Source organism: Microbispora catharanthi, from assembly GCF_006334915.2.
In the GTDB taxonomy this organism is placed as follows: domain Bacteria; phylum Actinomycetota; class Actinomycetes; order Streptosporangiales; family Streptosporangiaceae; genus Microbispora; species Microbispora catharanthi.
This window is the reverse complement of sequence record NZ_VDMA02000016.1, coordinates 1-21,757: the sequence shown is the minus strand read 5'-3', so window position 1 is coordinate 21,757 and position 21,757 is coordinate 1. Positions and strand designations below refer to the sequence as shown.

The 21,757-nt window shown below is 70.8% G+C and carries 21 protein-coding genes and 1 pseudogene; 6 read left to right on the top strand and 16 right to left on the bottom strand.

Annotation, left to right across the window (positions count from 1 at the left end; translation table 11 throughout):
- Positions 1 to 20: 20 nt before the first annotated feature.
- The 3 genes from FH610_RS27130 to FH610_RS27120 all read right to left on the bottom strand — a co-directional run bounded on the left by FH610_RS27130 (position 21) and on the right by FH610_RS27120 (position 3,009).
- Positions 21 to 1,184, bottom strand: a complete 1,164-nt coding sequence (locus tag FH610_RS27130; RefSeq protein WP_161628088.1) for a YcaO-like family protein — start codon at positions 1,182 to 1,184, stop codon at positions 21 to 23.
- A 92-nt stretch (positions 1,185 to 1,276) separates the two neighbouring features.
- Positions 1,277 to 2,092, bottom strand: coding sequence for an ABC transporter permease (locus tag FH610_RS27125; RefSeq protein WP_139577716.1), 816 nt, complete (start codon positions 2,090 to 2,092; stop codon positions 1,277 to 1,279).
- Positions 2,092 to 3,009, bottom strand: coding sequence for an ABC transporter ATP-binding protein (locus FH610_RS27120; protein ID WP_205826097.1), 918 nt, complete (start codon positions 3,007 to 3,009; stop codon positions 2,092 to 2,094). The genes FH610_RS27125 and FH610_RS27120 overlap by 1 nt, the downstream gene beginning before the upstream one ends.
- Before the next feature lie 310 nt (positions 3,010 to 3,319).
- On the opposite strand from FH610_RS27120, the gene FH610_RS27115 reads away from it, so the two are divergent.
- Positions 3,320 to 3,571 carry a LuxR C-terminal-related transcriptional regulator gene (locus FH610_RS27115; protein ID WP_139577711.1) on the top strand — a complete coding sequence of 84 codons (252 nt, stop codon included), beginning with the start codon at positions 3,320 to 3,322 and terminating at the stop codon, positions 3,569 to 3,571.
- A gap of 185 nt (positions 3,572 to 3,756) precedes the next feature.
- Positions 3,757 to 4,119, top strand: coding sequence for a hypothetical protein (locus FH610_RS27110; RefSeq protein ID WP_139577706.1), 363 nt, complete (start codon positions 3,757 to 3,759; stop codon positions 4,117 to 4,119).
- A gap of 320 nt (positions 4,120 to 4,439) precedes the next feature.
- On the opposite strand, the gene FH610_RS27100 is transcribed toward FH610_RS27110, so the two are convergent.
- Together FH610_RS27100 and FH610_RS27095 are read right to left on the bottom strand one after the other, a co-directional pair.
- Positions 4,440 to 5,291 carry a siderophore-interacting protein gene (locus FH610_RS27100; protein WP_139577702.1) on the bottom strand — a complete coding sequence of 284 codons (852 nt, stop codon included), beginning with the start codon at positions 5,289 to 5,291 and terminating at the stop codon, positions 4,440 to 4,442.
- An 88-nt stretch (positions 5,292 to 5,379) separates the two neighbouring features.
- On the bottom strand, positions 5,380 to 6,351 hold the full coding sequence (locus tag FH610_RS27095; RefSeq protein ID WP_139577701.1) for a helix-turn-helix transcriptional regulator: 972 nt from the start codon (positions 6,349 to 6,351) through the stop codon (positions 5,380 to 5,382).
- 118 nt (positions 6,352 to 6,469) lie between these two features.
- Between FH610_RS27095 and FH610_RS27090 the strand changes: the two genes are divergently transcribed.
- Positions 6,470 to 6,865 carry a RidA family protein gene (locus tag FH610_RS27090; protein WP_139577700.1) on the top strand — a complete coding sequence of 132 codons (396 nt, stop codon included), beginning with the start codon at positions 6,470 to 6,472 and terminating at the stop codon, positions 6,863 to 6,865.
- A 128-nt stretch (positions 6,866 to 6,993) separates the two neighbouring features.
- On the opposite strand, the gene FH610_RS27085 is transcribed toward FH610_RS27090, so the two are convergent.
- From FH610_RS27085 to FH610_RS27075, 3 genes are all read right to left on the bottom strand, one after another.
- Positions 6,994 to 7,710, bottom strand: coding sequence for an NADPH-dependent F420 reductase (locus FH610_RS27085; protein ID WP_139577699.1), 717 nt, complete (start codon positions 7,708 to 7,710; stop codon positions 6,994 to 6,996).
- Between the two features lie 23 nt (positions 7,711 to 7,733).
- A complete protein-coding gene (locus tag FH610_RS27080) occupies positions 7,734 to 8,798 on the bottom strand; it encodes an LLM class flavin-dependent oxidoreductase (protein ID WP_139577697.1) in 1,065 nt (354 codons plus the stop codon).
- Between the two features lie 445 nt (positions 8,799 to 9,243).
- On the bottom strand, positions 9,244 to 9,666 hold the full coding sequence (locus tag FH610_RS27075; RefSeq protein WP_139577693.1) for a winged helix-turn-helix transcriptional regulator: 423 nt from the start codon (positions 9,664 to 9,666) through the stop codon (positions 9,244 to 9,246).
- A 245-nt stretch (positions 9,667 to 9,911) separates the two neighbouring features.
- Between FH610_RS27075 and FH610_RS27070 the strand changes: the two genes are divergently transcribed.
- On the top strand, positions 9,912 to 10,376 hold the full coding sequence (locus FH610_RS27070; protein WP_139577688.1) for a hypothetical protein: 465 nt from the start codon (positions 9,912 to 9,914) through the stop codon (positions 10,374 to 10,376).
- A 110-nt stretch (positions 10,377 to 10,486) separates the two neighbouring features.
- Here the strand turns inward: FH610_RS27070 and ligA are convergent, their stop codons facing one another.
- Complete coding sequence (ligA, locus tag FH610_RS27065) at positions 10,487 to 12,574, bottom strand: NAD-dependent DNA ligase LigA (protein WP_139577685.1); 2,088 nt, start codon at positions 12,572 to 12,574, stop codon at positions 10,487 to 10,489.
- Between the two features lie 199 nt (positions 12,575 to 12,773).
- A complete protein-coding gene (locus FH610_RS27060; protein WP_139577678.1) occupies positions 12,774 to 14,072 on the bottom strand; it encodes a dicarboxylate/amino acid:cation symporter in 1,299 nt (432 codons plus the stop codon).
- 569 nt (positions 14,073 to 14,641) lie between these two features.
- On the opposite strand from FH610_RS27060, the gene FH610_RS27055 reads away from it, so the two are divergent.
- Entirely contained in the window at positions 14,642 to 15,967 is a 1,326-nt protein-coding gene (locus FH610_RS27055) for a glycoside hydrolase family 6 protein (RefSeq protein ID WP_139577673.1), read from the top strand.
- Here the strand turns inward: FH610_RS27055 and FH610_RS27050 are convergent.
- From FH610_RS27050 to FH610_RS27025, 6 genes are all read right to left on the bottom strand, one after another.
- Positions 15,952 to 16,341 (bottom strand): MmcQ/YjbR family DNA-binding protein, encoded by a 390-nt coding sequence (locus FH610_RS27050; RefSeq protein ID WP_139577669.1) that lies wholly within the window; start codon positions 16,339 to 16,341, stop codon positions 15,952 to 15,954. The genes FH610_RS27055 and FH610_RS27050 overlap by 16 nt on opposite strands.
- Positions 16,342 to 16,365: 24 nt before the next feature.
- Complete coding sequence (locus tag FH610_RS27045) at positions 16,366 to 17,784, bottom strand: MFS transporter (RefSeq protein WP_139577664.1); 1,419 nt, start codon at positions 17,782 to 17,784, stop codon at positions 16,366 to 16,368.
- Between the two features lie 69 nt (positions 17,785 to 17,853).
- Complete coding sequence (locus tag FH610_RS27040; protein ID WP_139577661.1) at positions 17,854 to 18,867, bottom strand: cytochrome d ubiquinol oxidase subunit II; 1,014 nt, start codon at positions 18,865 to 18,867, stop codon at positions 17,854 to 17,856.
- Positions 18,867 to 20,234: a cytochrome ubiquinol oxidase subunit I gene (locus FH610_RS27035; protein ID WP_139577656.1), complete on the bottom strand. Its 1,368-nt coding sequence runs from the start codon at positions 20,232 to 20,234 to the stop codon at positions 18,867 to 18,869. The genes FH610_RS27040 and FH610_RS27035 overlap by 1 nt, the downstream gene beginning before the upstream one ends.
- Before the next feature lie 39 nt (positions 20,235 to 20,273).
- Complete coding sequence (locus tag FH610_RS27030) at positions 20,274 to 20,576, bottom strand: hypothetical protein (RefSeq protein WP_139577649.1); 303 nt, start codon at positions 20,574 to 20,576, stop codon at positions 20,274 to 20,276.
- A 189-nt stretch (positions 20,577 to 20,765) separates the two neighbouring features.
- The gene (locus tag FH610_RS27025; protein ID WP_139577648.1) at positions 20,766 to 21,242 is read right to left on the bottom strand and encodes a hemerythrin domain-containing protein; all 477 of its coding nucleotides are present in this window, start codon (positions 21,240 to 21,242) and stop codon (positions 20,766 to 20,768) included.
- Positions 21,243 to 21,530: 288 nt separating this feature from the next.
- Here FH610_RS27025 and FH610_RS27020 point away from each other — a divergent pair.
- A pseudogene (locus FH610_RS27020) lies at positions 21,531 to 21,757 on the top strand (hypothetical protein); the annotation flags it as partial.

The following is a 21,757-nucleotide window of genomic DNA, read 5'->3' as shown; positions in this document are numbered from 1 at the left end:
TCATCAGAAAACCCTGCTCATCAAAAGACCTCTGGGCAGACGCGGCTCCCCGGCGCCAGCACCCTGACGACCGGGACTCCGGTGTCCTCCCTCGTCAGGTTGACGACGAGGGGCGCGTACGAGAAGGCGACCGCGGCGCGTTTCACCACGTCCTCCAGGTCGTCGACCAGGCTCTCGTGCGCGTGCATGGGCGATATCGACGCTCCGGCCTCCTGCGCCGGCTCCGGCCGGCGCTTGGCGGCCAGGTCGTCCTGGATGTCGGGCCGCAGGTCGTCACGTGCGCCCGAGACGTAGCCCAGCCTGGCCTGCGCGGCCTCGGTGAGGGCGCGGCTGAGCGCGATCTCCGAGCTCAGGTGGCAGCCGAAGCCCAGGAACGGCGGAGGATAGTCGTCGCAGGTGATCCGGGCGACGAAGCACGGCAGCCCGGTGGGCGAGGTCAGCGACCTCGCTTCCAGGCGGACCCCGGCCCGCTCCATGGTCACGCACAGGTCGTCGACGACCGGCGACCCGAGCGAGCGCGGGTCGATCCGGACGCCCCGGTCGCCGCCGGTCACGAAGCCCGTCACCGCGTCCCGTTCGATCACCTCGTACAACGCGTGCAGGACGGCCTCCGCCTGCGTGTTCCCGCTGGCCAGGCCGTTGGTCGAGGAGAAGAACGCCGGCGGGTTCCAGCCCGTCCTGCGCACGAGGGTGAACTCCACCACGTCCCTCGGCACGAGGGCCTGCGACCCGTCGACCAGCGACTTGGCGGCGACCCAGTCCACCGGCAGGCCGTCGTGCAGCAGGGTCGGCGTGCACGGCGGGAGGGCGTGGACGTCGTAGCCCAGCGTCCCGGCCACCTCGCGGGGGGAGGCCGTCGTGACCGGCCGCATGGGCTGCTCCGCGTGCCAGAGCTCGATGGCCTCCATCATCGCCGACAGCTTCGCCAGGTCGGGGGTGACGCCCTTCCCCTGGGAGACGGCGAGAGTCCGGGCGGTTGGCCTTATCGCCTGGAACGTCGGGATGCCGAGGGTGTCGAGCATCGTGATGTCCGCGACCCGGGTGATCCCGGCCCTGCGCCCGGCATGGCCGGCCATCTCCAGCGAGGCGGCAGGGTCCCGGGCCCGGTCCGTTCCCGGCAACCGGACCTTCGACTGGTCGGAAAGGGAGAGGATCCATGAGTGGGAGGAGGTGTCTGTCCGCATCGTCCCCTTGCCCTGGTCGAGGTGAGGTGCCGGGATCGAGCCGGCGGGGTCGGATGGTGCGCTCAGATGGTGCCGGCTCGGATGTTCCTGGCTCAGATGTTGCCGGCGCGGTTGAGCAGGGCCCGGCCGCCCACGGCGTAGCCGACGACCGCCATGACCGCCAGCACGAGCAGGTCCACCCATGCCTCGCCGAAACCGAAGATCGCGGCGTCCCGCATGCCGTTGATCGCGTACGTCAGCGGGTTGACCACGGAGATCCACTGCAGCACGGTGGGCATGCTCTCGGTGGTGTACATCGACGGGGCGCTGAAGACGAGAACGGGCATCGACACGTTCGACAGCACCATGAAGGCCTGATAGTCCGTGATCGTGATCGCGGCCGCCAGGTACAGCCCGTTGAGGGCCAGGGCCGACAGCGTGAGCGCCGTCAGCAGCCCTAACCAGTTCTCCGGGCCGAACGGGAGGTTGAACATGATCGCCGCGACGGCGAGGCCCAGCAGGGTCTGCCCCAGCACGAGCGACACTCCGGCGATCATCTTGCCGAGCAGGAAGCGCGACCTGCGCATGGGGTACGACCACAACTGCGTGGCCACCCCGCTCATCTCCTCCTGGAACACGGCCATCGCGGACGTGCCCGCCGCGCTGACGACCGACATCGCCAGCGTCATGGGGAGCAGGAAGACCGCGAACCCCACGCTGACGCCCTTGTAGTCGACGACCCTGACGAGGTTGCTCAGCGAGGTGTTCACCAGCAGCAGGTACACCAGCATCGGCGTCAGGCCGAGGATGAGGTAGACCCGGTTGCGGGCGAGCAGCGCGTACTCCCGGTAGAGCACCGCGGACAGGTCGGCCGCCCTCGCGGTCCGGGCGGGGGGCGCGGTGTGGAAGTGCAGCCCGGCGGCCATCATCACCCCTCGTTCCCGGTCATCCGGAGGAAGACCTCCTCAAGCGAGTCCACGGCGGTCGACACTCCCGTGATCGCGATCGCGTGGTCCTGGCAGTATCGGGACAGCTCCGGCAGCACGTCGCGCGCGTTCGCGTCGTCGATGCGCACCTCGTCGTCCTCGGCCTTGGCCCGCAGCCCCGCGGACTCCGCCCAGGTGGCCACGAGACCGCCAGAGCCGGGGTCCTCGACGGTCACCAGCAGGTGGGTGCTGCCGAACTCCTCCACGAGTTCGCGCGGCTTAGCGAAGCGCAGCACCTTCCCGCGGTCGATGACGAGGACGCGTTGGCTGTTGCGCTCAAGTTCGTCGATGTGGTGGCTGGTCCACAGCACGGTCACGCCGTGCTCCTCGCGCAGCCAGGTCACGAAGCGCTCGACCTGGCGCCGCCCCGCGACGTCCAGGCCCGCGGAGGGCTCGTCGAGGATGAGCAGCTGCGGGATGGTGAGCAACGCCCGCACCAGTTGCAACCGCTGCCGCTGGCCGCCCGACATCTGGAAGACCAGGCGCTGCATCGCACCGGTGAGGCCGAGGAAGTCCGCCACCTCCAACGCCCACGGCCGCACGTCGCGCCACCGCAGCCCGCGGAACCGGGCGGCGATCCGCAGGTTGTCGAGCGCCGGCAGCATCATGTCGAACGGACCGGTCTGGTGCATCGCCCCGATGCCGCTCTTCGCGAGGACGGGCTGGCGCACCGGATCGGCGTCGAAGACCCGGATCTCACCGGAGGTGGGGGTGGTGACCCCGCAGATCATCTTGATCAGTGTCGTCTTGCCGGCGCCGTTGGGGCCCAGGAGTCCGACGGTCTCCCCCTCGGCGATCTCGAAGGAGACGTCGTCCACGGCCGGTCTCTCGCTGCCTCGATAGCGTTTGGTGAGCCCCACGGCCGTCACGACATCTCTCAACACAGCCTGCCCTTCACTTCGCCCTCCCGCTGTCGGTCTGCTCCCGAGCGATGTGAGCGGCTCTCCGCTCGTCCCCGGCCTGACCGGAACGCGTCGCAGGTCGAGTATGAGCCGGGGACGAGCAGGTAACACAACCCCACAAACGTGGGCTACCGGCGTGGCCGGGAGGACCATAACCGGGGCCATGGTCAAGCCATACCGATCGTTAAGCGCCCCTTTCTAGGGTCGCGCAAAAGGGACCCCTACCAGGCTCCCTTCAGTCGAACGGCGATCCGACCCGGGACTGCACATGGACCTTGTTTCCGACGGCCTGATAAATGATCGCGACAGGTGGCTGATCGTCATGCTGGCCAGGGGCTACACGACGACGAGGATCGCCCGCGAGATGCACCTCAGCCGGTACACCGTGGCGGAGCGCATCAGCAAGCTGCTCGTCCAGTTCGCCTGTAGCAACCGCAGTCAGCTCGTGGCCTACTTCTACGCGCACCGGCTCCTGAACGTCGGCATCTGGCCGCCCAGCGTCTCCGGCGTCGTCGGGTAGGCCGGGTCGCCCGTCCACGCGGGGGGGAAGGCCGTCGCGGCGCACGTCCGCGCGCGGGCAGGAGAAGGCCGGCGCGGTGCATCCCGGCCCGGGCGCGGTGAACCCCCCGCCCGGCCGCCCGGTCACCGTGCCGGGCTCGGCGCTCCGGGCCGCGTCATCGGCCGGATGCCGTCGCCTCACGTGACGTGCCGGCTGACGGCGACGCGGGCGACGCGGGCGACGACGGCGTGGCCGAGTTCGCCGCCGATCCCGTGGCCGAGGCGGACGGATGCGGCGAGGCGTTCGCGACGGGCGTCGCCGTGTCCGGCGCTCCGGCGGAGACGAAGACCAGCACCCCGGTCGCGACGGCCACCACCGCCACGACCGCGGCGGTGGCGTACGTGACCCTGCGCGTCAGCCGCCTGCGCTCCTCGCGCCGCATGGCTTCCTCGCGCCGCATGGCGGCGCGCATGCGCTTCACCTTTCGCTGTGACATCGGCACTCCCGAGACCGCTCCCCGAGACATCCTCGGGCGTCACCATAGCCGCGAGCGCGTAACGCGGATCTAAAACAGCCCGGCGCCGCGTGCACCCGCCTGATGTGTCCCCGTTCGCCGCGTCCGCCATGTGGCAGGTAGTGTCCGCCGCCGGACGCCGGTGCGGCGGCACAGGCCATCGGCCGCCACCCCGGCGTCCGCGCGCTCGAACGCGCCGGGTCCGAGGCGCCCTGGATGCTCGCGACTCTGTACGCGGTCGCCTACGCACCGAGCCTGCCCGCCGCCGGCTCTCCATGAGAGGGCCGATCTTCCGGGCATCGATCTCCCGCTGACGCCGGTTGTCCTCTGGTGCCCTTCGGGCGCTTGCGCGAAGACCAGGCCGTGTGGCCGTTGTCAGTCGCCGAGGGCGGCGGACTCCTCTTCCTCGATACTGCGGTTCCACTCCCGCTTGGAGGACTGCCAGCCGTCCTCGTCACGGCCCCGCCGCCAGTAGCCGGAAATCGACAACCACTCCAGCGGCAGGCCGCGCTCCACCCGCAGGTATCGCCGCAGTTCCTTGACGAAGTTCGCCTCGCCGTGGACGAAGGCGTGCACGACGCCCTCGGGGAACTCCAGCTCCCGCACCGCCCGCACCAGCGCCTCGCCCACCTGCGCGCCGCGGCGGTGCAGCCACACGATCCCCGCATCGCCCTCCGTCTGCAGCTTCTGCTCCTCCTCCGGGCCCTCCACCTCCACGAACACCCGGGCGGGCGTCCCTGCGGGGAGCCGCTCCAGTGCGGCGCCGATCGCCGGGAGCGCACTCTCGTCCCCGGCCAGCAGGTGCCAGTCCGCCTCCGCGCTCGGCGCGTACGCCCCGCCGGGGCCCATGAAGTGGATCACGTCGCCCGGCCGGGCCCGCAGCGCCCAGGGCCCGGCCAGTCCCTCGTCCCCGTGGTAGACGAAGTCGATGGTCAGCTCCCGCGCCTCCGGGTCCCAGGCCCGGACGGTGTAGGTCCGGGTCTTCGGCCACTGGTCGCGGGGCAACTCGGCACGGATCACCGCCATGTCGAACGGCTCCGGATAGGCCGCTCCCGGCAGCGGGAACAGCAGCTTCACGTAGTGGTCGGTGAACTCGCCCGCCTCGAAACCGGCGAGCCCCTCACCGCCGAGCACCACCCGGATCATGTGCGGGGTCAGCCGCTCGGTGCGCTCCACCACGCCGGTGGTCGCCCGGGGTGCGCGCCGTGCCGGTTCGGTCGTCGCCATAGGTGGTTCCCTTCATCAGATTGCTTAGGTAAGCCTAACCTCGTCCCGAGGAAGCGCGTCGGCGGCGACCCATGGAAGACGCCGATTCTCAGGACACTGCGTAGCGGGTGGCGATCGCGGCGGCGCGGTTGCGCAGGGAGTTGCGCAACCACTGCGGGGTCAGGGCTTCCGCGTTCGTGGTGAGCTGCCACAGCGCCCATTCGGCGTGTCTCGGATCTTGGAAGGTCACCTCCATCCGCAGCCAGCCGTCTGGGTCGGATTCCTCGGCGCGGACGGCCAGCGCGGTGCTCACCAGGTCCTCCCGCCGCGCCGGGTCCACCCGTACCAGCACGGCGACTTGGTCGCCGCCGGTCCGAAACCGCGTGCTGCGTTCCTGCCAGGCCCGGCCGAGATCGACCCGGTCCGGTCGCTGGGCGGGTTCGGCGAGTCGCTTGGCGGCCAAGATCCGGGACAGCCGGTAGGTGCGGTCGGCGCCGGACTTCGTGGCCAGCAAGTAACCCCGGTCGCGTACGGTGACCAGGCCGATCGGGTCCACCGTGCGCCACTCCGGGGTCTGGTCCACAGCGGCGTAGTGGATCTGCAGCTTGTGTCCGGCGAACACGGCGCGCAGGACCTCGGCCACTATGGCGTCGGGGACCTCCTCGGCGACCAGCCGACGCGAGAGGAGGTCGGTCTCCGGATCGATGAGCAATCGCTCGGCAGCGCCGGCCGCGGTGTCCCGATAGCTTTCGGGTAGCGCGTCAACCACCTTGAGCATCGCCGAAGCGAGCGCCGAGCCGAGGCCGAACGCCTGCGCGCCGCGCCGCGATCCGGCGACCAGCAGGGCAAGAGCCTCGTCGTGGTTGAGTCCGGTGAGCTCGGTCCGGAAACCGGGCAACAACGCGAAACCGCCGTGCCGCCCGCGTTCGGCGTAGACCGGGACGCCGGCTGCGGACAGCGCCTCGATGTCGCGCAGCACGGTGCGGGTGGATACCTCCAGCTCGCGGGCCAGCGCGGCCGCGGACAGCCGACCGTGCTGCCGCAGCAGCAGCACCAGCGAGACCAAACGGTCGGCGCGCATACGAGGACTTTACCGAAATACACGACACAGGATGTCGTGATTCGTTGGGAGGCTCATGAACGCGGCCAAAGCCGATCGACGTACCTGATGTCGACGAATCGAATGGAGCTGATGTGGCATGGAGCGAACGGCGGTCAACCCGTGGACGTGGTCGGTGGAGCTGGGATACAACCAGGGTGAGATCGTCTCCGGGCACACCCGGACCCTGTACTGCGCCGGGCAGACCGCGATGGGCGGCGACGGCAAGCCCCTGCATGCCGGTGACATGGCGGCGCAGTTGGCGCTGAGCCTCGACAACCTGGAGGCCGTGCTCGGCGAGGCCGGCATGTCCCTTGCGAACCTCGTCCGGCTCAACGTCTACACCACCGACGTCGATCGGCTCTTCGAGCACTACGGCGTGCTGGCGTCGCGGTTGGGCGCCGCCGGGGTTGCACCGTCCACCACGATGCTCGGGGTGACACGGCTGGCGATCCCCGACCTGATGGTCGAGCTTGAGGGGACCGCCGTCGCGTGATGGGACCTCGCCGCCTCCGGCAGGGCCGCCGGAGGCGGCACGAGTGGTAGGCAGGTGGGTGATTTCCAGCACCGCCGCGCGGCTGGTCTCGACGGGCAGGTCGGTCTCCTCCGCGCCCTCCGCGCCGATCAGGACGTCGGATGGGGTGACGACGTCACGCCGCCGCGCGCGCGGAGCACCTCGCCGCCGCGCTGCGAATCGGGGAAACGGTCAAGCAGGGCGCGCAGTTCGGCCGCGTCGACGTTCGCGCCGAACGGCTCCGTCCCCGGCTCCATGCGGACACCCTCGGCGAGCGGGCCGACAATAACCGGGTCGAAGCCGAGCGCGTCCACGATCGAGGCGACGACCTCGACGTCGTCCGGATCGTCGCCGGCGATGGCGATCGCGCGGCGGCCGGGAGCGCCGGCGGGACGGGCGCTTTCTTCCAGGTCGTGGTAGCCCATGTGGTTGAAGGCCTTGACGACCCGGGAGTGAGGCAGGAACGCCTGGACGATCTCGCTGGAGGACGTACGCGGGTCGGTGAGGTCGTCCCGCACCCCGTCCACCTCCCACCAGTAGTTCATCGCGTCGAGCACCAGCTTGCCCCGCAGCGCCTCGGCGGGGACGTTGCGATGCTTACCAAGTGGCAGGGCCAGCACCACGACATCCGCCTCGGACGCGGCCTCCACCGCGGTCACCGCGACCGCCCCGGGCGTGACGACCTCGACGATGAGGGAGATCCGTGCGGCCTCCCCGGAGCCCGCTATCAGGGCGCGGTAGCCGGCCGCGACCGCGAGGCGGGCCAGGACGGTGCCGACCTTGCCGGCGCCGAGGATGCCGATGGTGCGAACGTCGCCGGGTTTCATGGTCGCTCCGAGTCGTTGACGGGTCACGCGTGGACCGTGTCCGCTGCGAGCAGCTCGCGTACGCGCGGGGCGACCTCGCGGCCGAGCAGTTCGATCGTGCGAGTGCGGGCGTCGCGAGGAAGGTGCATGATGTCGTACTTGAGATCGAAACGACTCAGGCGGAGATCACGGGCCATCCTGACGATCTTGCGGGCGACCGTCTCAGGCGATCCGACGAAGAGCGCGCCGTGCTCGACCTCGGCCTCGTACCGCTCCCGATTCGGCGCGTAGAAGCCGCGCTCGGCCGCGAGATCCTCGACGACGGGCTGCCAGTATCGCCACCAGGTCTCGACGGCCTCCTCGTCGGTGTCCGCGACGAGGCCGAGCGAGTGCTGGCCGATCGGCAGTTCGGGACGGCCGAAGCGATCAAGCGCCTTGAGGTACAGTTCGACGTTCCTCGCGAACCGCTGCGGCCGTCCGCCGATAATGGCCATCATGAGGGGCAGGCCGTGACGGGCGGCGCGCACCACGGAGTCGGGGCTGCCGCCCACGCCGATCCAGGTGGGGATGCCTCCCGGCCGCATCCGGGGGTGCAGCCGCTGCCCGGTGAGCGGCGGCCGCACCGTGCCCGACCAGGTCACATGCTCCTCGCGTTCGAGCCGCAGGAAGAGATCGAGCTTCTCCTCGAACAGCCGCTCGTAGTCCGCCAGGTCGTAGCCGAACAGCGGGAACGACTCGGTCGCGGAGGCACGGCCCAACACGATCCGGGCACGGCCGCCGGACACCGCGTCGAGGGTGGAGAACTCCTGGTACAGCCGGACCGGGTCGTTCGTGCTCAGCACCGTCACCGACGTGCCGAGCCCGATGCGTCGCGTGGCGGTGGCGATCGCGGCGAGGAGCACCGGGGTCGCGGAGTCGTTGTGCCCATCCCGGTAGTGTTCCCCCAGGCTGAAGACGTCCAGCCCCACCGCCTCGGCCAGCCGGGCCTCCTCCACGAGCAGGCGCACGGTCTCGGCGTCGTCGAGCACGCGCCCGCCGTCCGTCGCCACCTCCCCGAACGAGTTGAGCCCCAGCTCGAAGTTCGGGGGTTCGGTCCTGCCGACGGTCATGGTTCCTCCTGCTTGCATCGTGGGTGAGGTATGTGGGGATCACCGTGCCGGCCGGGACGCGCGGAACAGCCCCGCCGGCACGGGTCAGGCGGCCCGGCGGAGTCGGCTGGGCGGCACAGGTCAGACGGCCTGGGGGAGCCGGCTGGTCGGGACTCTTGTCACCTGCCCGGCCGGCGGGTCATCGCTTAGCCATCGGTGAAGTCAGGGGTGGGTGAAACCAGCGGGCCGTCGGCCATGACGGCGGGCGGGATCCCCGTCCCCTACCTCGCCCGGGCCGGCAGCGGACGGCCATTCCGGCACGCCAGACATACCGATCATCTCCGTACGTGCGCCGGCGGTGGAGCAGGGCTCACCGTCGGCCTCGATAACTTCCGAGTACTGAGTACACGCCGGTAACCGGTCACTTCAATTGAACCGTGGTCACATGGAGTGAACCGGCCAGGTCTCAGTCGAGATCGTCGGTGTCGAAGCCGGCCGCCTTGTCGAAGGCGTGGCGGTTGGCGCGGATCGTGTCCTGGTTGTCGGCCGCCCACCGGGTGAGTGCCAGGACGGGCTCGGACAGGGTGCGTCCGAACGGGGTGACCTCGTACTCGACCCGGGGCGGGATCTCCGGATAGATCACGCGCTTGACGAGCCCGTCACGCTCCAGGCTGCGCAACGTCAGCGTCAGCATGCGGCGGGAGATACCGGGGGCCGTCCGCAGCAACTCGGTGAAGCGCATCGGCCCCTTGTCGAGCAGCCCGATGAGGATCAGGCTCCACTTGTCACCGACCCGGTCCAGCACGGATCGGAGAACATCCGGGTCGTGCTCGAGACAGGCCCTGCCCAACGAACGCAGCACCCTGTCCGCCTCGGCCTGGTGCGACATGGGCTCCCGCCTCCTCCGTCACCTCATGGTGACCAAGTCATGTTCCTGTTAGCGGTTATCGAAGAGTACATCGGTGACCAAAAGTAACTCCCAGAGGAGCCGCACCATGCCCGCAGGAACACCCAGCCCTCGACGCGGCCCTGCTCGCGTGGTGGTCGCGGGAGCCGGTCAGCAGCTTGAAGGTCGTTGAGGCACCTCAGGCAAGTAGGCTGACCGCGATCGCCCGCGACGGTGAAGGACTGCTCATGACCATCGACCCGACGATGACCCGGATCGGCCAGGCGGTGGAGTTGCATCACCACCAAGGTCAGCGTGAAGCCGCTCGCGACTTGTTCGCGCAGATCTGGGACGACATCGGCGGTGAGCAAGGCGACCCGCTGCATGTTTGTGTCCTTGCCCACTCGATGGCCGACGTGCAAGACGACGTGCACCAGGAGCTGATGTGGGATCTGCGAGCGCTTGCCGCCGCCGATCTCGTCACCGATGAACGGGTCGCCCAAGCTGGGGTGCCACTTTCAGTGGCCGGCTTGTATCCGTCGTTGCACCTGAACGTGAGTGAGTGCTATCGGAAGCTGGGCGATATCGGCCGCGCCCGTGAGCACCTCCAGCGGGCGCGGGCCGAGATCGGCGCGCTTGGCGACGACGAGTATGGACAGCTCATCAGAGGCGGCCTGGAGCGGCTTGCCGAGCAGTTGGGCGAGGCCACCTGACTGCGCCCGGGCGAATCCTCTGCACCAGCTGTTGATCTTCTTCGTGACCTCTCGCCTGAGCGTGCTCGTCTCGCCCGTCGGATGTGGCTACACGCGGATGACAGGGCCGCCTACGACAGCTGCGCGACCATCTCGGCGAACTCCTCCGGAGAAACGATCCGCACGCCGAGGGATTCGGCCTTCGCCCGCTTCGACCCCGCGTTGTCTCCCGCGACGACCAACGAGGTCTTCGCCGAGACGCTGGACGACGCCCGGCCTCCGGCCTTTTCGATCAGCTCGTTCATCTGGTTGCGGGACAATGCTGCCAGCTGCCCGCTCATCGCGCCCGTGACCACGACCGTCATCCCGGCCAGTGGCAGAGCAGCCGGCTCGTCGCCGCCCGACGTCGGTGTGGTCGTGCCGCCCTCGTCACCGGCCACCACCGCCACACCGGGCTCGACCATGTTCACCCCGGCGCGGACGAGCTTGTCGATGAGGTCGCTCAACTCGGTTAGCTCAGCGACAATCACGGGCGCCTTCTCCGGGCCGATGCCGTCCACCTTCTGGAACCCCTCGGCGTCGGCCGCACGGATGGCCTCCATCGTGCCGAAGTGCCGGGCGATGCGGCGGCTCATCGAGCGCCCCGTCCCCCTGACCCCGAGCGCGCAGAACACCCGGCTCAACGGCCTGGTCTTGGCCCTGTCGATGGCGGTCAGGAGGTTGTCGGTGGACACCTCCCCCATCCGCTCCAGGCCCAGTAGCTGCTCGCGTGTGAGGAAGAACAGATCGCCGAAGTCGGCGATCAACCCGGCGTCCAGCATCTGCTGGACGCGGTTGTCGGCCAGCCCTTCCACGTCCAATTGGTCGCGGCCGACGGCGTACCGGATCGAGGCGATCGCGCGGCAGTCTCGGCCTCGCACGCACCTCCACCGCTCCTGCGACGTGTCGATCTCACCGGCGCAGGTCGGGCACACCTCCGGGAACACGATGGGCTGCTCGTCGCCGGTGCGCAGGTGCACCACCGGGGACTCCACCCGCGGGATCACGTCGCCGGCCTTGTAGACGACGACACTGTCCATCAGCATCAGCCCACGGCGCTTGATGTCGGAGGGGTTGTGCAGCGTCGCGTACGTCACGACGGAGCCGTCCAGCTCCACCGGCTCCAGAACCGCCCGCGGGGCGATCACACCGGTCCGGCCGGTGTTCCACTCCACCTTGAGCAGCTTCGTGATCTTCTGCACGGCGGGCAGCTTGTAGGCGATCGCCCACCGCGGCGCCCGCGAGCCGAACCCGGCCTGCGCCTGATCCGCCGCATCGTCCGCCTTGATCACGATGCCGTCGATCCCGAACGGCAGCTCCGGCCGCGCGGCCGCGATCTCCTCGATCCGCTGCTGCACCCGCTCCACAGTCGTCGCGACGATCCCGGCGACCGCGGTCCCGGCCGTGGTCTGCGCACCCTGCCCGGCGACCCAGTCCATCACCTGGCTGTGCGGCAACTCCCGGAGCCGCGTCGCGAGGTCGGTCGTGTCACCAGGCACCGGCAAGGCGCCATACCCGAAGAACGTCAGCTCGCACACGTACGGCCGGTCCTGCGCCCTCAGCGTGCCCGCGGCGGCACTGCGCGGGTTCGCGAACGTGGTCCCGTCATGCGCCTGCCGTTTCGCACACGCCTCCTCGAACTGCCGGGCGGTCATCATCACCTCGCCACGCAGCTCCACGGTGACCGAATCGGCCAGCCGCCCGGGGAGACCGACGATCGTGCCGATCGCGTGTGAGACGTCCTCGCCTGCGCTCCCGTCGCCGCGGGTGACCAACTGGACGAGGCGGCCGTCACGGTAGCGGGCGGCGATCGCCAGCCCGTCCAACTTCGGCTCCACGGACCATGCGGTTACCGGACGGCCGAGGCGGCGTTCCAGCGAGGCGGTCCAGCCGGCCAGCTCCTCAGGCCCGAACACGTTGTCCAAGCTGAGCATGGGCACCGTGTGCGGGACATCACCCACGACTCCGGCGACCTTGCCCGTCGGCGAGGCCTCCAGCACGTGATCGGGGTGGGCCTTCTCGTAGGCCGCGATGCCACGGACGAGCCTGTCGTAGGCGTCATCGTCCAGGGAGGAGGTGCCGTCACCGTAGTAGGCCGCGGCCGCGTCGGCCGCCAGCTGGACCGCCTCGGCGTAGGCGGTCTCGTCGGGGATCGCGTCGATCGGGGGCGCTTCAGTCATGCGGCCATCGTGCCCGGTGGGTCCGACAAAGACGTGTCGCCTCTGCCTCGCATCCGACGACCAGTCCGCGCGCGCCGCGTACTACGGGATCGACGAGCGCGGTAGGCGCGCTGACGGCAGGTCCGCGAGCGGGCGGACGGTCCTCGCCCATGACCCGGAGTCGTGGGCGAGGCCGTCGCCACCGACGGACGGGACGGGGTCAGGTGAGAGCGGGTTCGGGACCCGACGCGGGACGAACCGCGGCGGGGGCCTCGTCCAGAGGCTGCGGTGGAGCGTTGAACACCGCCTCGTCGAGACGGCCCTCGGAACGGGCGACCAGGACGGGCACCACCATCTGCCCCGTGACGTTGGTCGCGGTACGGATCATGTCGAGGATCGGGTCGATCGCCAGGAGCAGCCCGACGCCCTCCAGGGGCAGGCCCAGCGTGCTCAGCGTCAGGGTGAGCATCACGATCGCGCCGGTCAAACCGGCGGTCGCGGCCGAGCCGACCACGGAGACGAACGCGATCAGCAGGTAGTGCCCCACGCCGAGATGGACGCCGAACACCTGGGCCACGAAGATCGCCGCGAGCGCGGGATAGATGGCGGCGCAGCCGTCCATCTTGGTGGTCGCTCCGAAAGGCACCGCGAAGGCGGCGTAGCCGCGGTCCACACCCAGGCGCTCGGTGGTGACCCGCTGGGTGAGCGGCATGGTCCCGACTGAGGAGCGGGAGACGAAGGCCAGCTCGATCGCGGGCCAGGCCTTGCGATAGAAGGTGAGCGGGCTGACCTTGCCGACGAAGGCGAGCAGCAGCGGGTAGCTCACCAGGAGCACCAGCAGGCAGCCGATGTACACGCCCGCGCTGAGCTTTGCGAGCGGGGCGAGCAGGTCCCAGCCGTAACTGGCCACCGACTTGCCGATCAGACCGGCGGTGCCGATCGGGGCCAGCCTGATGACCCACCACAGAGCCTTCTGGACCACATCGAGGACCGACCGGCTGAAGCCGAGGAACGGCTCGGCCTTCTCGCCGACCGCCAGGGCGGCGGCTCCGAGGACGACCCCCAGGAAGACGATCTGGAGGACGTTGAGCTCGGTGAAGGCGGTGACGATGTTGGTCGGGATGATGCCGGTCAGGAAGTCCAGCCAGGTTCCCGCGCCCTCCAGGTCGACGGCCTTCGCCCCGGCGGTGGAGATGGTGACGCCCTGGCCGGGATTGAGAATCAGGCCGAGGCCGAGGCCGAAGACCACCGCGATCAGCGAGGTGATCAGGAACCACAGCAGCGTCTTTCCCGCGAGCCTGGCGGCGCCGCTGACGTTGCGCAGGTTGGCCACGCTGACGACGACCGCGGTGAAGACCAGCGGCGCGACCGCGAGTTTGAGGAGCTGGACGAAGATCTTGCCGACTTCGGTGAGGGTGGCGGTGAGCCAGGTGACGTCACCGGCGCGGGCGACGAACCCGAGGGCGGCGCCTATCACCAGACCGAGCAGCAACTGCAGGGAGAAGGAGAGTTTCTTCACGAACGAGACTCCGGCAGAAGGGCATGCTGACGCCGAGGCGGCATGCGAGGTGAGGGGGAAGGAGTGGTGACTGCGCTCAGGGACAGAGGCGACTGTTCAGGCGGCACAGGTCGACGTGCAGTCGCTCCACGAGCCACACGATCACCGGGAAGAACCTCATAATGCGACAAAGCCTCCTCAACCGGCCATAAATTCCGGCTTCCTCTGTGATCCGTATCACGTTCCGCTGCGCGGGAGAAGCCTCAACCGCACCCGAAATCCGACCGGCCAGGCGCGACCGGCCAGGCACCGCGTAGCTCAAAGGGTCCTCGCGCAGCCGTACGGACTGGGGCTGCCGGGGTTGGCGTTGTCAGCCCGAGCGTCGCGCCTGAAGCTTCCGGGCGCTGAAGCTTTCAGGCGACGCGGCGCGCGGCGGCATGGGCGGTGCGGCGTTCGCCGAGATGAGAGCGGGTGATCTTCCCCGGCGCGCCCTGGCGTACGGCGGGCGGTGCGGTCGGGCGCTGTACGCGCCCGACCGGCCGGTGAATCGTGCGTGGTGACGAAGATCTCGCGCGGTGGGGAGGCACGGCATGGCGGTGCGGCTGGGAGCGCGTCTCATGGCGATGGTCGCGGCGATGATCCTCCTGCCGGTCACGGCGGTCCTCACGGGCACCCCCGCCGCCGCGGACACCCGCGTCGACAACCCCTACGTGGCCGCCGAACGCTACGTCGATCCCTGGTGGTCGGCGTCGGCCGCGGCGGAGCCCGGCGGTGGGGCGGTGGCCGACCAGCCGACCGGCGTCTGGCTCGACCGCCTCTCCCTCATCGAGGGCACCGCCTCCTCCCCCGGGCTTCGCGCGCATCTGAACGAGGCCGTCCTGCAGGACGCCTTCGGCCCGGCCCCGCTCACGATCCAGATCGTGCTGGACGACCTGCCCGACCGGAACTGCACCCACCTGGTCTCCAACGGAGACTTCAGCGTGACGTCCGACGGCCTGAACCGCTACCGGACCGAGTACGTCGATCCGATCGCCGAGATCCTGGCCGACCCGGCCTACCAGCGGTTGCGCATCGTGGCGATCGTCGAACCCGACTTCCTGCCCGGGTTGCTCCTGCCCGCCGCCACCTCCCGCTGCGCCGCCGTACAGGCGAGCGGCGCCTACCCCGCGGCGGTGCGGTACGCGATGACCCGGCTGCACGCCATCCCCAACGTGTACGTCTACCTCGACGCCTCCGATCACGGCGTCGCCGGCCATCCGGACAACTTCGGCCGGGCCGCCGACCTGCTCGCGAGCATCGCGGGCGCGAGCGGGGGAGCATCGACGCCCGTGCACGGCTTCACGGTGAACGTCGCGGGCTACGGCGCCCTGGTCGAGCCGTACTACAACACCCAGATGGGCCTGCCGGTGAAGAGCTCGCGGTGGGTGGCCGGAAACGACTACGTGGACGAGCTGTCGTTCGCCCAGGCGTTCCGGCAGCGCCTCATCGCGGCCGGCTTCGGGTCCGGCATCGGCATGGTGATCGACACCTCGCGCGGCGGCTGGGGCGGCCCGTATCGCCCGGTTCGCGGGAGCACCTCCGGCGACGTGAACAGGTTCGTCGACGAGTCCCGGACGGACCGCCGTCACAGCGTCGGCGACTGGTGCAACCAGGCCGGCGCCGGGCTCGGCGCGCGGCCCACGGCCATCCCCGCCGCCGGCATCGACGCGTATGCGTGGATCAAGCCGCCGGGCGTCTCCGACGGCTCGAGCGTGAACGTCACGAGTCCCGACGGCATCAGGCCCGACCCGATGTGCGATCCCACATACTCCCAGGCGACCGTGCCCAGCGGAGCACTGCCGTACGCCCCGCCGGCCGGGCAGTGGTTCGGGGCGCAGTTCCGGCAGCTCCTCGCCAACGCCTACCCGCCGCTGTGAGGCACCGGCCAAGCGGTCGGCCGTTCGTCGAGGAGCCGGACCAGTCGTTTCGGCGCGATCAGCCGGTAGCTGTCCTCGATCAGCCCGGCGATCTCGTCCCAGTCCTGCTCGGCGTCCAGGTGCGCGCCCACCCAGCCGTTGCGGCCGACGTACGGCGGGACGAAGAAGCGCTCCGGGTCCGAGGCCACGAGGGCGTCCTGCACCCCCGGTCCGGCCTTGAACGTCAGCGACCGCCCGTCCTCACTGGTCATCGCGAACAACCTGTCGCCGACCCGGTATGAGGGCGCGGTGTGGCCCCCGAACGGCTTCTCCACGGCCTCCGGCAGGTTCAGGCAGATCTCCCGGAGCCGGGCCGCCACGTCCTCATCGCTCACGCGGCTCGCTCCTTCGCACGGTCGTCATGAGCGACCAGGGTAGGGGCCGGCCCCCGGCCGCACCACCCGGCCCGAAGCGGTGAGGGCGGCCAGCAACGCCACGGCCGCCAGGACGGCCGGCGCGGCGCGGGCGCCCGCCTCCTCATGCGCGCCCCCCGCGAGGTGCAGGGCCAGGGTCACCGCCGCGATGCCGAGCGCCGTGCCGATGCCGCGCGCCATGTTCACCATGCCGCCGGCTGTGGCGGACACCCGTTCGGGGACGGCGGCCATGACGACGGTGTTGTTGGCGGGCACGAACAGGCCGAGCCCGGCACCCGTCAGCGCCAGGCAGGCCCCGGCCCAGCCCTCGGCGGCGGGATCCGCGGCCAGCAGCGCGCAGCCGGCGGCCGCCGCCACGGCGCCGACGACGCACCTGCGCCGGTCGCCCCAGGCCCGGGGCAGCAGGTGGTCGCCCATGAGGGCGCTCACCGCGAAGCCCCCGGGCAGCGCCGTCAGGACCAGGCCGGCGACCAGTTCGCCGGTCCCGCCGGCCACGAGGACCTGCGGGATCGACACCAGCGGGCCGAACAGCACCAGGTAGCCGCCCAGCGCTCCGGAGAGCCCCGCCGTGACGACCCGGTTGCGGAGCAGGGCGGTGTCGATGAGCGCGGACGGCACCCGCGCCTCCCACCGCCAGAAGCCGATCGCGGCCCCGGCGGCGACGGCGAGCAGGACGGGGACGGACCAGGACGGCAGCTCCAGGCCCGAGATCACGGAGGCGGCGAGCAGCAGGGCGCTGGTGGAGGCCCCGAGCAGGACCAGTCCCTGCCAGTCGAAGCGGCCGCCCCTCCCCCGTTGCCGCGTGCGCGGCAGCAGGTAACGCCCGGCGATCAACGCGGCGCAGCCGACCGGCACGTTGATCCAGAACACCCACCGCCATCCCGCCGTGGCGACCAGCACTCCGCCGAGGGCCGGCCCGAGGGCCAGGCCGAGCGCCTGGGCCGCCGCCTGCATGCCGAGGCCGGCCCGCATCCGCGCCCGGGGGACGCTCGACACGACCAGGGCCACGCTGTTGGCCTGGAGCATCGCCGCGCCCGCCGCCTGCACCAGCCGGCAGGCCACCAGCACCGCCAGGGACGGCGCCAGCCCGCAGGCGGCCGAGGCGACGGTGAACACGACGAAGCCGTAGAGGTAGACCAGTTTGCGGCCCGCCACGTCGGCGAGCCTGCCGGCCCCGGCCAGCAACGCGACCAGCACCAGCAGGTAGCCCAGGGACACCCATTGCACGGCCGCCAGCGAGGCGCCGAACTCTCCTTCCAGGGCGGGGAAGGCCAGGGTGACGATGCTCGCGTCCAGCTGTCCCATGAACGCGCCGATGCACACCGCGCCCACGGCGAACCAGGGGGCGTACGGGTGCTCGCGCACGCGGTGGGGGCGGCGCGACTCCCTCAGCAGATCACGCATCCTCCGACCCCTGCACCCAGCCTATCCCCGCAGGTCGGAACGGCCCGCGGCGCCCGCCGTCGGCGCGGCTCAGCCGGGGCTGCCCCGCTCGAACGGCAGGCGGTGCTGGACGGCGAGCAGCCACGCGATCGACGGCAGCACCAGCAGCGCGCCCGCCCCGGCGACCACGAGAACCGCCGTGATCACCGCCGGCTCCGCCGCCACCTGCCGGAAGGAGACCGCCGGCGGCAGCATGAGCGGATACTGCGCCACCGGCCACCCCCACAACACGGCGGCCACGGCCAGGGCCGCGGTGCCGCGTACGAGCAGGTAGCGCCGCAGCCACAGCAGCGCGATGGAGGCGACGCCGAGCACGGCGCTCGCCAGGACGAGCGGCAGCGCGCGGTGGGTGAGGCCGGTGAAGAGCCGGGGGGCGTCGGCGTGCAGCACCCCGATGCCGCCGAGGGCGACCACACCGGTGACGGCGGCCACGGCCAGCGCCCTGCGCCGGAAGACCTCGGCCATTCCGGGCAGGCGGGACCGCACCGCGTCGTCGCACAGGAAGACCGCGGCCAGGTAGGCGCAGACGGCCACCGCCAGGACGCCGCCCAGCATCGAGGTCGGGTTGACCCACGCGCCCACCAGGCGTCCCCTGGCCAGGCCGGGCGGCACCCGGCCGGACGCGACGGCCCCGGCCACCGTGCCGAGGAAGAACGGCGTGAGCACCGACGACAGCGCGAAGGCCGCACCGAACAGGCGCTGCTGCCACAGCTCGGTGCTGCTCTTGCGGAACGCGAACGCGGCCCCCCTGCCGATGATCCCGAACGCGGCCAGCGTGAGCGGGATGTAGAGCGTGGACATCACCGCCGCGAAGACCGGCGGGAAACCGGTCCACAGCACCACGAGCACGAAGATCAGCCAGACGTGGTTGGCCTCCCAGACAGGGCCGAGCGAGTGCTCGATGAGCCGCCGCTGGGGCATGCCCGCCCGGCTGCCCCCGGCCAGCAGGTCCCACAGGCCGCCGCCGAAGTCGGCACCGCCGAGCAGCGCGTACAGGGTCAGTCCGACCCACATGACCCCGAGCAGGACCTGCGCCGCCTCCATCAGGCCGTCTCCCGTTCCTGCGGCGCGGCCACCGGCCGGGCGCGGACCATGAGCCGCAGCACGTACACGGTCGACACCGTGAGGACCGTGTATACGGCGACCAGCAGCAGCAGTCCCGCCCACAGATTGGGCGCGGGGTTGACCGCGTCGGCGGTGCGCAGCCTGACGTACACGACCCACGGCTGACGGCCGAGCTCGGTCACCACCCAGCCCGCCTCGACGGCGACGACCGCGAGCACGCCGGAGGCGGCCGCCGGCCACAGGAACAGGCGGGAGCGCGGGATCTCGCGCCGCCGCCACCAGCCGAAGGCGAGCCAGGCCGCCAGCAGCACGAGCAGGACGCCGATGCCGACCATCGTGTCGAAACACAGGTGGACCGGCGTGACGGGCGGCCGGTCGGCGGGCGGCGTGCGGTCCAGCCCCTGCACGACGGTGTCCGGGCTGTAGCCGACCAGCAGCGACAGTCCGTTGGGGATCTCCAGCGCGTAGCGCAGACGGCCGTCCACGAAGATCCCGCCGACGCTCAACGGCGCGTGCGGGCCGGTCCTGGTCACGCCTTCCATGGCGGCGAGCTTGGTGGGCTGGTAGCCGGCGAGGAATCGCGCGGCGTAGTCGCCCACCAGGATCTGCACGGGCGCCAGCGCCCCCGCGACGGTGAAGGGCACGAGGAAGCCGAGGCGGTGGTAACGGTCCCGCCGCCCGCGCAGCAGGGCCACGGCGTAGACGGACGCGGTGGCGAAGCCCGACACCATGAACGCCGCGACGATCATGTGGATCGTCTGTGGCGGGGTGGCGGGATTGAACATGGCCGCCCAGGGCGACACGTGCGTGACGCGGCCGCCCTGAAGGAGGAAGCCGCGCGGCTGGTTCATCCACGCGTTGGCCGAGACGATGAAGAACGCCGAGGCCACACCGGCGACCATCACCGGTACCCCGCTCAGCAGGTGGGCCCTGGGCGAGAGCCGGTCCCACGCGTAGAGATAGATCCCGATGAAGATCGCCTCAAGGAAGAACGCGATGCCCTCCAGCGCGAACGGAAGCCCGATCACCTGGCCGTACACGCCCATCAGGCCCGGCCACAGCAGGCCCATCTCGAAGCTGAGGATCGTGCCCGACACGGCCCCGACGGCGAACAGGACGGCCACCGCCTTCGCCCAGCGACGGGCGAGGCGCAGGTAGTCGTCATCGCCTCTCCGCAGCCCCCGCCACTCGGTGAACAGCAGCAGGGCGGGCATGCCCACCCCCAGGCACGCGACGATGATGTGCCATCCGAGGGACAGGGCCATCTGGGTCCGCGCCGCGGCCAGGTCGGCCCCGCCGGCCGGGCCGGCCGCGACGATCAGCGGCGCCGCGAGCGCCGGTCGCATCGTCGCCTCCCTGCCGGGGAGCCCCGGCAGGGGAGTGTCCTAGTGGTCATCCCAGTGACCGTCGTGGTGCATGTGGTGATGCCCGTCGTGGATGTAGTCGACGTGGTCGCCGTGCGGCACGGCCACGTGCCCGCACCCCGGCCCGTGCTCGTGGTCGTGCGCGTCGTGTACGACGTGCCCGCTCACCTCGCACTCGTCGACATGGTTCTCGTGAACCCGGTGCATGTGGCCGTCGTGGACGTAGTCCACGTGGTCGCCGTGCGGCACCGCGACATGGCCGCAGTCGGCGCCATGGTGATGATCGTGTCCCGTGTGCGGGTGGTGCTTGGACATTGTGGTCATGGGGGGATTCCCCTCTCGCGAGAACCGCGGACTGGTGCGTAAGTACCCGCGCGCGTACGCCGGAGGCAGCGCCCCGACCGGCTTTTGCGCAAGCCGATGAGAGGTTCTACCGCCGTTTGAGGGACGGCGCCGTTCCCGGCCACCGCGTGCCGGCCCTCATGGCAGGGCCACGATCGGGTGAGCCGCGATTCACTGACCGCCGGCAGCCCGCAGCAGCGTGCCGGCCCGGGCCCTGACCGCCTCGACGGCTTCCCAGTCCTCGGTGCTCAGGCCGGCCAACGCCGCCGGAAACACTCCGTCCTGCTCTTTGAGGATGTGGGCGCGCAGCAGGTTCAGAGCGTCGAGCAGCCTGAGCGGCCAGCCGGGATCGGCAGGCGTGGCGTCCGCGGCCTCACCGAGGACGGCCTCGATGCGCCGATGCTCCGCTTCCAGCCCGGCGATCTGCTCGGGGAACTCGTCCGCCAGGGCGGGGAACAGGCCGTGCTCCTCGACCTCGGTGTGCGGGCCGAGCACCTCGGCGATCCGTCTGGCGATCACGGCCATGGCGTCCGCGTCGCCGGCGGTGTGCGCCGTGCGCGCGTCCGCGATCAGGTTGACCACCAGATCGTGCTCGCGGGTCAGTTCGTCGATCGCGGTCACGGCCTGGCAGCCGCAGTACTCGCACATATGCCTTCGATCCCCCAAGAGTGCTCCGAGCGCGGTCACACCGCCGGACTCACCCAACGGTGCCCGGCTGCCGGACCGGCCGGGCAGGGACCTTGGACCTCTCCGTACGGGTCCCGTGTCACCCGTTCCATGGGCATTCCTCAGCCGGGGGACCGGCTGGGCCGAAGGTCCCGCGATCACGGGACTTCGGGACGACCGGAGCGTGCCGTACTGCTCCTGCGGCACGGCCGGTGATCGCGGTTTGCTTGAAGTGTCGAAAGAGCGAGAAGACGTTGAAAGGGGCCGGTCATGGCCACCATCGAAAGGCGCCACCACGGCAACCACGTGTACGACGCCACTCCCCCCGTCACGGCCCAGACCGCCGCGCCCCGGACGACCACACAGACGACCACCGCCGGCCCGGCCCGGTACGCCTGGGCCGCCGCCCGCATCGCCATCGGCTGGGTGTTCCTGTGGGCCTTCCTGGACAAGCTGTTCGGCTGGGGCTTCGCCACCCCCACCGCCAAAGCGTGGAT